Here is an 11,853-nt window from a genome sequence, read left to right as displayed (position 1 = left end):
GACCTGCTCCCCTGGGAAGAGGGCTCGCATTCCATCTTCGCCCGCAAATGAAGCTTAACTCAGGCGGCCTCGACAAGCCGGATCAGCGTCTCGCCATAGTGGCGCTCGTCGACAACTGAAAATCCCGGTCCCGGCTCGAAAGGCGCCGCCGCTGCCTCCTCGACCACGCACAGCGCGCCGGGACGCAGCCAGCCGCCTTGCTTGGCCGACCTCAGCGCGCGTTCGCCAAGACCCTTGCCGTAAGGTGGATCGGCGAAAACGAGGTCGAACGGCGCCAGCGTGCCGGCCTCGCCCAGAGCCGTCGCATCGCGCCGGAATATCTTGGTGCGGCCGGTCAGGCCGAAGGCCTCGACATTGTCGCGGATCAGGCCGCGGCCTTCGGCCGACTCCTCGATGAAGACGCCATAGGACGCGCCGCGCGACAGCGCCTCGAGCCCGAGAGCGCCCGTGCCTGCGAACAGGTCGAGCACGCGCGCGCCCTGCAACCGATCGGCAAAGCGATGCGCCAGCACATTGAAAACAGCCTCGCGGGTGCGGTCAGTGGTGGGGCGGATGGCGCTGCCGCGGGGCGTCGCCAGCGGGCGCCCGCGAAACTCGCCGCCGACGATCCTCATTTCGCCCTTGGACCCTTGAAACCGCCGCGCGGCCGCTCGCCGCCGCCGCCCGGACGTTCGCCACGCGGCTTGCCGAACGGCTTGGGGCCGCCCGGCTTGCCGCCGGGCTTGCCATAGGCCGGCTTGAAAGACGCCTTACGGGCCTTGGCCTCAGCGGCTTTGGCAGCATCCGCCTCCGCCCTGCCCTTGCCGATTGGGCGCGCGCCCGGCGCCATCCAGACATTGGCCTTGCGCTGGCCGGGCGGCTCGATCGGCCGCTGCTCGCGCTCGGATTTCTTGCCGCCCGGTTTGCCGCCAAAACCACCGCGCGGCTTGTCGCCGAAGCTACCGCGTTCGGGTCTCGGGCCGCGGTCGCCAAAGCTTTTTTCCGGCCTCGCGCCTCTGTCGGGGCTGGTCGACAGTTTGCCCAGCGCCTCGTCACGGCTGCCTTCGCGGCGCTTGCGGTTCTTGATCAGGCCGCCCTCGCCGATCGGCCGGTGGTCACCCTCGCGCGAAAATCTCGGCCGCTCGGCCTCCTCACGCCGCGGCTCGAACCGCCGCACCGGCAAGTTGGAAAACGGCTTTGTTATCTCGGCATCGAAATTGGCACCGGATTCCTCTATCAGGCGTTCGCCGAGCTGATCGCGCAACACCTTGCCCTTGATCTCCAGCACATGGCCTTCGGGGAGCTCGTCGAGCTGGAACGGGCCGTAGGAGATGCGGATCAGCCGCGTCACGTCGAGGCCGAGCGCGCCGAGAATGTTCTTGACCTCGCGGTTTTTGCCCTCGCGCAAGCCGATCGTCAGCCAGGCGTTCGAGCCTTGCTCGCGATCGAGGCTCGCCTCGATGGCGCCATAGAAGACGCCGTCCACGGCAATGCCTTCGCGCAAACCCGCAAGCGCACTTTCCTCGACCTTGCCATGGACGCGCACCCGGTAACGGCGCAGCCAGCCGGTGGCCGGCAGTTCGAGCACGCGAGACAGGCCGCCATCATTGGTCAGCAGCAGCAGGCCTTCGGTGTTGATGTCGAGCCGGCCGATGGTCATCAGCCGGGGCAATTCAGCCGGCAGCACGTCGAAGACGGTCTTGCGGCCCTCGGGGTCGCGGTTGGTGGTCACGACACCGGCAGGCTTGTGGAACAGGAACAGCCGAGTGCGCTCGATCGGCGGGATCTCCATGCCGTCGAGATGGATGATGTCGCCCGGCATCACATTGAAAGCCGGCGAAGACAGAACCCGGCCGTTGACCTTGACGCGGCCGGCCGCGATCAACTCCTCGGCGTCGCGGCGCGAGGCAAGCCCGGCGCGAGCCAGCCGCTTGGCGATCCGCTCGCCGGCTTCCTCGGGCGCCTCCGCAGGACGCGGACGGGACTTGAAACCGCCTTGCGGCCGGTCGGCAGCGAAATCGCGCTTCGGACGGTCTGCGAAATCGCGCTTCGGACGGTCAGAGAAGTCGGGCTTGGGCCGATCGGCAAAATCACGCTTAGGACGATCGAAGCGTCTTTCACCCGTCGCACCTTCAGCCGCCATTGGCCGCTCGCCGCGCGGTGCATACGGCTTGCGCGGGCCTTCGCGGTTTTCATAAGGCTTGCCTTGCGGACGCGGACCCTTGTTGAAGGGCCGCTCCGAGCGCCCGCCTTCCCCGCCCTCGCGCGGCTTGTACTCACGCTTCTGTGGCCGTTCGCCATCGGCGGCCATTGGACGCTCGCCACGCGGTGCGTAGGGCTTCCGCGGGCCTTCGCGGTTTTCATAAGGCTTGCCTTGCGGACGCGGACCCTTGTTGAAGGGCCGCTCCGGGCGCCCGCCTTCGCCGCCTTCGCGCGGCTTGTACTCACGCTTCTGGGGCCGTTCGCCATCGGCGGCCATCGGCCGCTCACCGCGCGGCGCGTAGGGTTTGCGCGGCCCTTCGTGCTTTTCGAAGGGCTTGCCGCCGTCGCCACGCTTGGCAAACGGTTTCTTGGCGCCGAAGGCTGGCTTGCCGCCTTTGCCGGCATCGCGCCCACGCGCGCCCGCCGGTTTCGGACCGCTTTTGCCCGGACCCTTCTGGCGCGGAGTTTTCTTGTCGTTGTCGTCCATGTGGCCTTTGTCCGTTTGCGCTGCTACAGCGTGGCGCATCCTTTCGGGCGCGCAACGAACGCTGTAGCATTTTTGATTTGGCGCATGATCATTTCCGAAAACCGTACCCGATTTTCGAGGTTATGCGCTCAATAACAGGATCACCGTCGAGTGGCGAGGAGATAATCGGAATGGAAACCCGCGTGAAGCGGCCCGATTTCATGGCGCTGGCGCTGGAGGAGGCGCAAGCGGCAGCCTCGCGCGGCGAAGTGCCGGTCGGCGCCGTCATCGCCAGCGCCGGCACGGTCATTGCCAGTGCCGGCAACCGCACCCGGGAGCTTGCCGATCCGACGGCCCATGCCGAGATGCTGGCCATCCGCGAAGCCTGCCGAAGGCTGTCGAGCGAGCGGCTCTCCGGACACGATCTCTATGTGACGCTGGAGCCTTGCGCCATGTGCGCCGGCGCCATCTCCTTCGCCAGGTTGCGCCGGCTCTACTTTGGCGCCGCGGACGAAAAGGGCGGCGCGGTGGTCAACGGCGTGCGCTTCTTCGCTTCGCCGACCTGCCATCACACGCCTGACATCTATGCGGGCATCGCGGAGGCCGAATCGGCCCTGCTGCTGAAGGATTTCTTTCGGGAACGCCGCGACTGAACGGGGTGCGATACCCGTCAGCAAAGCAAATGCGCCCCGCTTTTTACAGGGACGGCAGCCAGTCGAACCAGCCGCCCTTCTTGCCTTCCGCCTCTCTCTTCAGGCGGCGTTCCTTTTTGTACTCGTCTTCGCCGAGTTCGTTTTGCGGCGCCGTGCCGGATGCGACGCGATAGGCAAGGGGCGGCTCGCTCAGATATTTGCGGGTATTCGGATCGCCCTGCTTGCTTTCGGCAAGGCGGCGCTGGATATCGGCGGCGCGGCCCTTGTCGGAATCGGCAGGCGTCCAACGCGGCGGGTGACTCGATCCGGATTCCTCCATCGCCTTCTTCACCGAGGCGGGATCCGTCTGCACGTCGTCGACGATCTGCGACTGGTAGGACGGATCATCCTGGTGTGCGGTGGCGTCGGCGCGCAGGCGGGCACGGCGCTGCTCGGGCGATTCTGGCCATTCGGCGCTTGCGGTCTCGATGCTATCCTGTGGCGCCGGCAGCGCTTCCTTCTGACCAGGCGCCGGCTTCACCAGGGTCGGACGCGGCTTGTAATCGATGTGTTCCTTGCGCTTCGGCGCGAACGAAAAAGCGCCCGTGAGATCGCCGGCCAATTGTTCGCCGGCGGTCTTGTCGGTGCCGTAGGTCGGAGAACCGACACATCCGGACAGAGCGAGCCCCGATGCGACAAGCGGCGCCAACAGCGCGAGGCGCGCATTAAATCTCTCGGTCATGCCAAAAAGTCCCACTCTAGACAGCCTCTCGATCGCCGCCGGCCCCAAGGTCCGGTCCCCGTGTCCAAGCACTTGCGACGAAAATCCGGCGACAATTTGTCTTCCGGAGTTTCGCGTGTTTACCTCAACCACTCGTTAAGGGCAACGCGCGGACGGATTTGCACCGACCGGCGTGGCATTTGTGCACCGATATGCCTGGCCTTCAAAGCCGGCCGAGCGCCTTAAGCTCATGCAGCACGGCGGCGTCGCGCGCCGAGACATCGGGAAAGGCAGGATCCTGCCCGACATCGGCGGTGTAACGCCACGACCGCGCGCATTTGACCAGGCCGCGGTCCTCGGCTTTTTCGATCACCACGGCGATGCCCTTCACGTCTTCGAGCGTGAAGGCGCCTTGTTGCGCCTCGCCATGGGCGATGACGAGATCGCTGGTGATCGCCATTTCGGCCATGTCGACATCCGATATCGCGGCTTCGAGCGCCGCATCGTCGATGGTAACGACGGGAACCGCTTCCAGCGACGAGCCGATCACCTTCTGGGCACGCGCGATTTCCAGCGCACCGGTGACGACGCGGCGCACCTGCCGCACCTTACGCCATTTCTCCGCCAGCGCCTCGTTCTTCCAGTTTTCCGGGATCGCCGGGAACTGATCGAGATGCACCGAGACGGCATCGGGATGGCGGTCGAGCCAGGCCTCTTCCATGGTGAAGGGCAGCATCGGCGCCAGCCATCTTACCAGGCAGTCGAAAAGGTGGCGCACCACCTGCACCGAGGCCTTGCGCTTCGCGCTCGACGGCGCATCGCAGTAGAGCGCGTCCTTGCGAATATCGAAATAGAAGGCCGACAACTCGACCACCATGAAATCGAGGAGCGCACGGGTGATGCGCTTGAACTCGAAGGCATCGTAGCCCTGGCGCACCACCTCATCGAGTTCGGCGAGGCGATGCAGCATCAGCCGTTCCAGCTCCGGCATCCCTTCCAGCGGCACCTCCTCGCCATCGTCGTGGGCGAGCGTGCCCAGCATCCAGCGGATGGTGTTGCGCAGCTTGCGGTAGGCGTCGATGTTGGTTTGCAGCACGTTCTTGCCGAGGCGCTGGTCTTCCCAATAGTCGGTCGTCACCACCCACAGGCGCAGGATGTCCGCGCCGGACTGCTTGATCACGTCCTGCGGGACGACGGTGTTGCCGAGTGACTTCGACATCTTGCGGCCGTCCTCGTCCATGGTGAAACCATGCGTGACGACGGTGTCGTAAGGCGCCCTGCCCCTGGTGCCGCAGCTTTCGAGCAGTGAGGAGTGGAACCAGCCGCGATGCTGGTCGGAGCCTTCGAGATAAACGTCGGCCGGCCATTTGAGATCGGGACGATCCTCCAGCGTGAAAACGTGGGTCGAGCCTGAATCGAACCAGACGTCGAGGATGTCCGTCACCTGCTTCCATCTGGAGGCATCGTGATTGCCGAGGAAACGGTCCTTGGCACCGGCGGCGAACCAGGCATCGGCGCCTTCTTTCTCGAAAGCGTCCATGATGCGCTGGTTGACCGCCTCGTCCTGGAGCACATTGCCGTCGGCGTCGGCGAAGACCGCGATCGGCACGCCCCAGGCGCGCTGGCGCGACAGCACCCAGTCGGGCCGTTCCTCGATCATGGCGCGAATGCGGTTCTGCCCCGCCCCCGGCACGAAACGGGTGTCGTCGATCGCCTTCAGCGCACGGCTGCGCAGCGTCGTGCCGTCGCCGAGGTCCTTGTCCATGTAAACGAACCATTGCGGCGTGTTGCGGAAGATGACCGGTTTCTTCGACCGCCAGGAATGCGGATAGGAGTGTTTCAGCCGACCGCGCGCGAACAACGCGTTGCGCTTGATCAGCTCATCGATGACCGCTTGGTTGGCATTGCCCTTCTTGCCGTTGTCGTCAAGGACGCGCGCCGCGCCACCCTCACGATCCGGACCGAAGCCCGGCGCGTCCTTGGTGAAAAAGCCGGCATCGTCGACGGTGAACGGGATCGCGGTGTCGACGCCGCGCGCACGCAGGTCCGGGGCCGCCTCCATCCAGGCGTCGAAATCCTCGCGACCATGGCCCGGCGCCGTGTGAACGAACCCGGTGCCCGCATCATCGGTGACATGGTCGCCGGCAAGCATGGGCACCGGAAACTCGTAACCGCCGCCAAGACCCTTGAAGGGATGCGAAAGCGTAAGACTTCCAAGCTCTTGCGCCGACACGCTGCGAAGACGATTCAAGGTGACTTTGGCCTTGACCGAAGCCTCTTCGGCCAGCGTATCGGCAAAGATCAGCTTTTCGCCCGGCTGCGGGCCGAAGGCGTTCTCGGCTGCCGTAACCTCGTAGAGACCGTAGTCGATGCGCGGCGAATAGTTGACGGCACGGTTGCCGGGGATCGTCCAAGGCGTCGTCGTCCAGATGATGACATGGGCCTGCAGCAGATCGAGAGCGCCCTCGGTCAGTGCGGCCTCTCCGTCAGCCACGGGGCGCACCAGACTGGCGACCGGGAACTTCGCCCAGATCGTATCCGACTCGTAGTCCTGGTATTCGATCTCGGCCTCGGCGAGCGCGGTGCGCTCGACGACACTCCACATCACCGGCTTGGAGCCGCGATAGAGCTGGCCCGACATGGCGAATTTCAACAGTTCGCCGGCGATACGCGCCTCGGCGTGGAAGGCCATGGTCGTATACGGGTTCTTGAAGTCGCCGATGACGCCAAGGCGCTGGAATTCCGCCCCCTGAACGCCGATCCAGTGAGCGGCGAAATCCCGGCATTCCTTGCGGAACTCGTTGACCGGCACCTCATCCTTGTTCTTGCCCTTGGCGCGGTACTGCTCCTCGATCTTCCATTCGATCGGCAGGCCGTGGCAGTCCCAGCCGGGCACGTAATTGGCGTCGCGGCCGCGCATCTGGAAGGAGCGGTTGATGACGTCCTTGAGGATCTTGTTCAGCGCATGGCCGATATGGATGTTGCCGTTGGCATAAGGCGGGCCGTCATGCAGCACGTATTTCGGGCGACCGGCGGAGGCCTCGCGCAGCTTGCGGTAGAGATCCATCTCCTGCCAGCGCTTGACCAGCACCGGCTCCTTCTCGGGCAAACCGGCACGCATCGGGAAATCCGTCTGCGGCAGGTAAAGCGTCTTGGAATAGTCGATCGTTTCAGCTGTATCGGTCATTGGTCTGCCATTGTGGATTGCCCGGCGGCAAGGGAGCTCGGGCCTGAACTATCATGATCTGGAAAAAGCGCGAGGGGTCGCGCGCAAGATTCCCGGCGGCTCCGACAGCTCTCAGGCCGTCCGGAACACCGGGCTGGTAATTCGTATCGTAATCGCGACGGAACGCGAGACCACTGTCATGGCCGCGCTTTTAAACGAGGTGGGCCAGCTTGGAAAGCCCGAACTCCAAGGCACTCGCCTTGCCGCTTGTGCCAATTGCGCATATATGTTAGGCAAATGGCACCGGAGGCGCGTCATGTCCAATCCGCATCGCAAGGTCCACGTGCCGGCTGCCAGACGGGCCGCCCGTAAGGAGAAGGTCGAGCGTGCGCAGGATGGCTTGGTCCGGGATGCCGCAACGGGGCAATTCCTGGTCAGCTTCACCAAGGTGGAAGAACTCCGCCACCGTGGGTTCAGCAATGACGAAATCTACAAGATCGTAGGATCGCGGCGCACTTTGGCGCGCAGGAAAGAACGCAATGAGAAACTGAGTATTGCCGAGTCCGATCGCGTCATGCGCATCGAGCGCATTTCCACAATGGCGGATCGTGTTTTCGGAGACCACGAAAAAGCGCAACGTTGGTTGCGCAAACGCAGCCGGGTGCTCAACGAAGCGCCTATCACGCTCCTGCAGTCGGAAACCGGTGCTTCCCTGGTGGAAGAGGAACTGCATCGCATCGATTATGGCATTTTCGCCTGACGATGCGTCTATGGCGTATCTCCAACTTCGCCGACCTGTCCGGCCGGGGCGGCATGCTCAGCTCCGGCCGTTGGAACATCAAGGGCACCGCCATTGTGTACTGTGCGGATCATCCCGCCACGGCGCTTCTTGAAATTCTCGTTCATGTCGACGTGGAAGATTTGCCGCCCACGTTCCAGCTCCTGGAAATCGAAGTGCCTGACGGCGTCTCCATTGCCGTCCGCGATTTGCCCGAGGGCTGGAAAGACAATCCGGCCAAGACACGCGAGATTGGCAGCGATTTTGTCAGTGCCGCCAGCCATCCAGTCATGGAAGTTCCTTGCGTGATCGTTCCCTTCGCCAGAAACTATATTCTCAATCCCGCCTTGCTGGAACGCGAAGGCATCGCCATCGTCGGCACCACAAGTCAACAGATCGATACGCGATTGCTGGAATAAGGCCGATACCGGCTACATCTTGAAATCGAAGCGATAGGTCGTCGATACGCCGATCATGAACTGGTTGCGGTCGCCGCGCTCCTTGACCAGGCTGGAATCGGCGGCCGGGCCTTCGAGGCGTGAATATTCCCCGAACAGGCTGGCGGTCATCGGGTCGGTCACCTTCCACGTCACCGCACCGCCAAGGCCGACCGATTTCAGGCCGCCGCCGGGATTATACTGGTTCAACCCCGAGGCCACGGCTTCCTGCGCGTCGACGCCGTAATAGGCGTCGAAATATTTGGCGGAGGCGAACGAGACGCGCGGCCCGCCAGAGATCCTGACGGTTGGCGTCACATCGTAGAAGGCGTCGGCGGCGATGTCGGCGACGAAGCCGTTATGGGCGCGGATGCCGTGCCGCAACTCGGCACGCGCACGTATCCAGTCCGTCGGATAGAATTCGAAGAAGCCGCCCACCTCGCCGCCCCAGCGGACCGGATCGAGGCCCTTCAACTCGTCGGCATCGCCATCGTCGCGCGAGAACAGGAACTTGCCGGTCAGGCCGGCGCGAACGCCGCCGTCATCGACCAGCGCCAGCGAAATGTTGTCGTTGCGTGAGGTGAAGCGGGCCGCCGGGCCAGCCTTGCCCAAGGAGATGATCGGCGAGGCGCTGAGCAGGTACTTCTTGCCGCCCTCGAAATTAGGCGCCACCATGCCGGTGGCGCCGACCGTCAGATACCAATCGCCGGACAGCCAGCCGAAGGCGCCCTCGCCGGCATCGGCCGCACCCGAGGTAGCCAGCATGACGGTAGCCAAGGCTGCAGAAATTTTCCCGACCGGACTCATGACTACCCCATTAACACGATACGACTGTCTTTCGGTCACAGCTTTGAAGAGGCTTTGGTAAAATTTGATTTAAGGTCGAGACGTCCGGCTCGCATTGCTCACCATCCGGCCGCCGTCGGCTGGACGCGGGTCGGCACCAAGGGTAACTTCATTCCCTGCTGGCGGTCCTCGATGGAGGTGGCGACATGACCTTGCACGGCGATGCACTGAAGAACGCGATCGGACAGACGCGAGCAAAGTGGGGGTGGTTTGTTGGCCTGGGCGTGTTGCTGCTGATCCTCGGCGGCATTGCGTTCGGCAACCTCTTCATTGCCACGGTGGCTTCCGTCTATGTCGTGGGGTGGCTGATGCTGGTGGCCGGCATCATCGAGATCATGCATGCCTTCGGGGTCAAGACGTGGGGCCGCTTCTTCTACTGGCTGCTCAGCGGATTGCTCTACGCGGTCGCGGGCTTTTTCGCCTTCGACAACCCGCTGCTGGCCTCGGCGGTGCTGACCTTCCTGCTGGCCGTGGCGCTCGTCGCTTCCGGCGTGCTGCGCGCCTGGGTCGGCTACAGCCACCGGCCTGAGCGCGGCTGGGGCTGGATCGTCGCGGCCGGCGCCATCAGCGCGATCGCAGGATTGATCATAGCCATGGGCTGGCCGGTCAACAGCGTATGGGTGCTCGGCCTGTTCCTGGCAATCGACCTGATCTTCCAGGGCTGGACCTTCATCGCCGTCGGTCTGGCGCTGAAAAAGTAACGTCTGGTTCGAGCATGATCTAACCCGAAAACCGGGCGCCACTTTTCGGGACCATGCTTCAAAAAGCCATGGCCGCGTCGAGTTGCGAAAGCGGCTTGACGCCGGCCAGCAGTGCTCTCGCCTCGGCCTCGTCGCGCTTCATCTGCGCGACCAGCGCATCAAGCCCGTCGAACTTGACCTCGCTGCGCAGGTAACCGAAGAACGACACCTGGCAGATCTCGCCATAGAGGTCACCGGAAAAATCGAAGACGAAGGTTTCCAGAAGCGGCGCGCCATCATCGTCGACGGTCGGACGGCGGCCAAAGCTGGCAACTCCGTCATGCAGCCTTCCGTCGGCGCGGCGAAAGCGAACGGCATAGATGCCTTCCCTGAGGGTCGCCTCGGCGGGAAGCCTCATGTTGGCGGTCGGAAAGCCGAGCGTTCGCCCTAGCTTCTGGCCGTCCACGACTTCGCTCTCCACCGTGAAGCGATAGCCGAGCAGGCCGGCGGCCTCGGCCACCGCGCCTTCGCAAAGCAAGGCGCGGATGCGGCTCGATGAAACCACCTCGGCGCTTTCGTCCCGAAATGCATCGACCAGCGTGACGCCGAAGCCATGGCGCTCGCCAGCCGCCATCAGATAGGCCGGCCCGCCCTGGCGGTCCTTGCCGAAATGAAAATCGAAGCCGGTCACGGCATGGGTGATGCCAAGCGTTCTCTCCAGCACGTCGGTCACGAAAGCTTCCGCCGACAGCGAGGCGAAGTCGCGCGTGAAAGGCTGTTCGACGAGCGCGGCAAAGCCCAGCAGCGACAGGAGCCGCGCCTTCATCGGCGGCGGCGTCAGCACGAACAGCGGTATCTCGGGCCTGAATATCTTTCGCGGGTGCGGTTCGAAAGTCAGCACCAGCGCCGGCACGCCACGCCGCCGCGCCTCCGCCAATGCCCGTTCGAGCACCGCCTGATGACCGCGATGGACACCGTCGAAATTGCCGATCGCGACAACGCCGCCGCGCAAATCGGCGGGCAGCGGCGCGGTTGCCGAAAGGTGCTGGAAAGCGTCCATCGCCATCTACCGCAGCCTGGGAATGACGGCCACTGGATGATAGCCGTGCCCGTCAAGAAACGCGGCGAGCCTTGCCGGATCCGGCTGCGATGCATCGCCATAGTCGCGGGCATGGATGCCGCCCGAGACATAGAGAACGTCGAAACCGTTGTCGGCCGCGCCCTTGATATCGGTCAGCATGCCGTCGCCGATGGCCAGCACCTGGCGGCGCTCGACCGGCCGGCCAAGGATCTCCGCCACCTCCTTCATCGCCACATCATAGACGGGCGCATAAGGCTTTCCGGCTATCAGCGTGCGACCGCCGAGCTGCGCGTAGTCGCGTGCCAGGGCGCCGGCGCACCAGATGATGCGTTCGCCGCGCTCGACCATGATATCCGGGTTGGCGCAGATGAAAGGCAGGTTCCTGGCGCGCAACCGCCGCAGCAGCTCCGCATAATCTTCGGGCTTCTCCACTTCGTCATCGAACAGGCCGGTGCAGACGACGCCGGATGCCTCGAACTCCTCGACGAGATCGACGTCGAGCCCGTCATAGAGGGTCAAGTCTCGCTCGGCGCCGACATGGAAGATCTTTCGCGGGCCTTCCACGATCAGGTCGCGGGTCACGTCGCCCGAGGTGACCACGCGGTCGTAGGCCGATGGGGGAACGCCGATGACGTTCATCTGGGCCACGACGTCGGTGCTGCGGCGCGGCGAATTGGTGATCAGGACGACGGGAATGCCGGCCGTACGGGCTGCCGTCAGCGCCGACGCAGCCGCGGGAAAATGCCTTTCGCCATTGTGCACCACGCCCCAGACATCGCAGAGAATGGCCGAATAGTTCTTCGACACGTCTTCGAGCGAACCGATGATGTCAGGCGAGGCCGCCATGCCGTATCCTTCAGTCATG

The 11,853-nt window shown here is 64.2% G+C and carries 11 protein-coding genes; 4 read left to right on the top strand and 7 right to left on the bottom strand.

The features are described 5' to 3' along the window. Positions 1-59: 59 nt before the first annotated feature. Both rsmD and FJ867_RS07730 read right to left on the bottom strand, forming a co-directional pair. Positions 60-614, bottom strand: a complete 555-nt coding sequence (gene rsmD / locus FJ867_RS07735; RefSeq protein ID WP_140624605.1) for a 16S rRNA (guanine(966)-N(2))-methyltransferase RsmD — start codon at positions 612-614, stop codon at positions 60-62. Beyond that, complete coding sequence (locus FJ867_RS07730; RefSeq protein ID WP_140624604.1) at positions 611-2,668, bottom strand: pseudouridine synthase; 2,058 nt, start codon at positions 2,666-2,668, stop codon at positions 611-613. Before FJ867_RS07730 ends, rsmD begins: the two co-directional genes overlap by 4 nt. A 182-nt stretch (positions 2,669-2,850) precedes the next feature. On the opposite strand from FJ867_RS07730, the gene FJ867_RS07725 reads away from it, so the two are divergent. After that, positions 2,851-3,300: a nucleoside deaminase gene (locus FJ867_RS07725; RefSeq protein WP_140495017.1), complete on the top strand. Its 450-nt coding sequence runs from the start codon at positions 2,851-2,853 to the stop codon at positions 3,298-3,300. A gap of 43 nt (positions 3,301-3,343) precedes the next feature. Here the strand turns inward: FJ867_RS07725 and FJ867_RS07720 are convergent, their stop codons facing one another. Together FJ867_RS07720 and ileS are read right to left on the bottom strand one after the other, a co-directional pair. After that, the gene (locus FJ867_RS07720; RefSeq protein WP_140494227.1) at positions 3,344-4,021 is read right to left on the bottom strand and encodes a hypothetical protein; all 678 of its coding nucleotides are present in this window, start codon (positions 4,019-4,021) and stop codon (positions 3,344-3,346) included. A 202-nt stretch (positions 4,022-4,223) separates the two neighbouring features. Next, entirely contained in the window at positions 4,224-7,187 is a 2,964-nt protein-coding gene (gene ileS / locus FJ867_RS07715; protein ID WP_140583797.1) for an isoleucine--tRNA ligase, read from the bottom strand. 295 nt (positions 7,188-7,482) lie between these two features. Here ileS and FJ867_RS07710 point away from each other — a divergent pair, with 295 nt between their 5' ends. Together FJ867_RS07710 and FJ867_RS07705 are read left to right on the top strand one after the other, a co-directional pair. Then, positions 7,483-7,926: an antitoxin Xre/MbcA/ParS toxin-binding domain-containing protein gene (locus FJ867_RS07710; protein WP_140494231.1), complete on the top strand. Its 444-nt coding sequence runs from the start codon at positions 7,483-7,485 to the stop codon at positions 7,924-7,926. Between the two features lie 2 nt (positions 7,927-7,928). Continuing rightward, entirely contained in the window at positions 7,929-8,363 is a 435-nt protein-coding gene (locus FJ867_RS07705) for an RES family NAD+ phosphorylase (RefSeq protein WP_140816999.1), read from the top strand. Positions 8,364-8,375: 12 nt separating this feature from the next. Here the strand turns inward: FJ867_RS07705 and FJ867_RS07700 are convergent, their stop codons facing one another. Next, a complete protein-coding gene (locus FJ867_RS07700) occupies positions 8,376-9,146 on the bottom strand; it encodes a MipA/OmpV family protein (RefSeq protein ID WP_224519163.1) in 771 nt (256 codons plus the stop codon). Between the two features lie 227 nt (positions 9,147-9,373). On the opposite strand from FJ867_RS07700, the gene FJ867_RS07695 reads away from it, so the two are divergent. After that, the gene (locus tag FJ867_RS07695) at positions 9,374-9,928 is read left to right on the top strand and encodes an HdeD family acid-resistance protein (protein WP_140494237.1); all 555 of its coding nucleotides are present in this window, start codon (positions 9,374-9,376) and stop codon (positions 9,926-9,928) included. A 58-nt stretch (positions 9,929-9,986) separates the two neighbouring features. On the opposite strand, the gene FJ867_RS07690 is transcribed toward FJ867_RS07695, so the two are convergent. Both FJ867_RS07690 and FJ867_RS07685 read right to left on the bottom strand, forming a co-directional pair. Further along, positions 9,987-10,967: a bifunctional riboflavin kinase/FAD synthetase gene (locus tag FJ867_RS07690; protein ID WP_140817303.1), complete on the bottom strand. Its 981-nt coding sequence runs from the start codon at positions 10,965-10,967 to the stop codon at positions 9,987-9,989. A gap of 6 nt (positions 10,968-10,973) precedes the next feature. Further along, the gene (locus FJ867_RS07685) at positions 10,974-11,834 is read right to left on the bottom strand and encodes a TIGR01459 family HAD-type hydrolase (RefSeq protein WP_140817302.1); all 861 of its coding nucleotides are present in this window, start codon (positions 11,832-11,834) and stop codon (positions 10,974-10,976) included. Positions 11,835-11,853: the final 19 nt, after the last annotated feature.

Origin of the sequence: Mesorhizobium sp. B2-5-3 (genome assembly GCF_006441005.1) — a bacterium.
Classification (GTDB): Bacteria; Pseudomonadota; Alphaproteobacteria; order Rhizobiales; family Rhizobiaceae; genus Mesorhizobium.
The sequence above is the reverse complement of the archived record's forward strand: the minus strand, read 5'-3'. Positions and strand labels throughout refer to the sequence as shown.

Excerpts from the sequence above, each read along its gene's own strand:
- rsmD (WP_140624605.1), bottom strand. The coding sequence starts at position 614 with ATGAGGATCGTCGGCGGCGAGTTTCGCGGGCGCCCGCTGGCGACGCCC.
- FJ867_RS07730 (WP_140624604.1), bottom strand. The coding sequence starts at position 2,668 with ATGGACGACAACGACAAGAAAACTCCGCGCCAGAAGGGTCCGGGCAAA.
- FJ867_RS07720 (WP_140494227.1), bottom strand. The coding sequence starts at position 4,021 with ATGACCGAGAGATTTAATGCGCGCCTCGCGCTGTTGGCGCCGCTTGTC.
- ileS (WP_140583797.1), bottom strand. The coding sequence starts at position 7,187 with ATGACCGATACAGCTGAAACGATCGACTATTCCAAGACGCTTTACCTG.
- FJ867_RS07710 (WP_140494231.1), top strand. The coding sequence starts at position 7,483 with ATGTCCAATCCGCATCGCAAGGTCCACGTGCCGGCTGCCAGACGGGCC.
- FJ867_RS07705 (WP_140816999.1), top strand. The coding sequence starts at position 7,929 with ATGCGTCTATGGCGTATCTCCAACTTCGCCGACCTGTCCGGCCGGGGC.
- FJ867_RS07700 (WP_224519163.1), bottom strand. The coding sequence starts at position 9,146 with ATGCTGGCTACCTCGGGTGCGGCCGATGCCGGCGAGGGCGCCTTCGGC.
- FJ867_RS07695 (WP_140494237.1), top strand. The coding sequence starts at position 9,374 with ATGACCTTGCACGGCGATGCACTGAAGAACGCGATCGGACAGACGCGA.
- FJ867_RS07690 (WP_140817303.1), bottom strand. The coding sequence starts at position 10,967 with ATGGACGCTTTCCAGCACCTTTCGGCAACCGCGCCGCTGCCCGCCGAT.
- FJ867_RS07685 (WP_140817302.1), bottom strand. The coding sequence starts at position 11,834 with ATGGCGGCCTCGCCTGACATCATCGGTTCGCTCGAAGACGTGTCGAAG.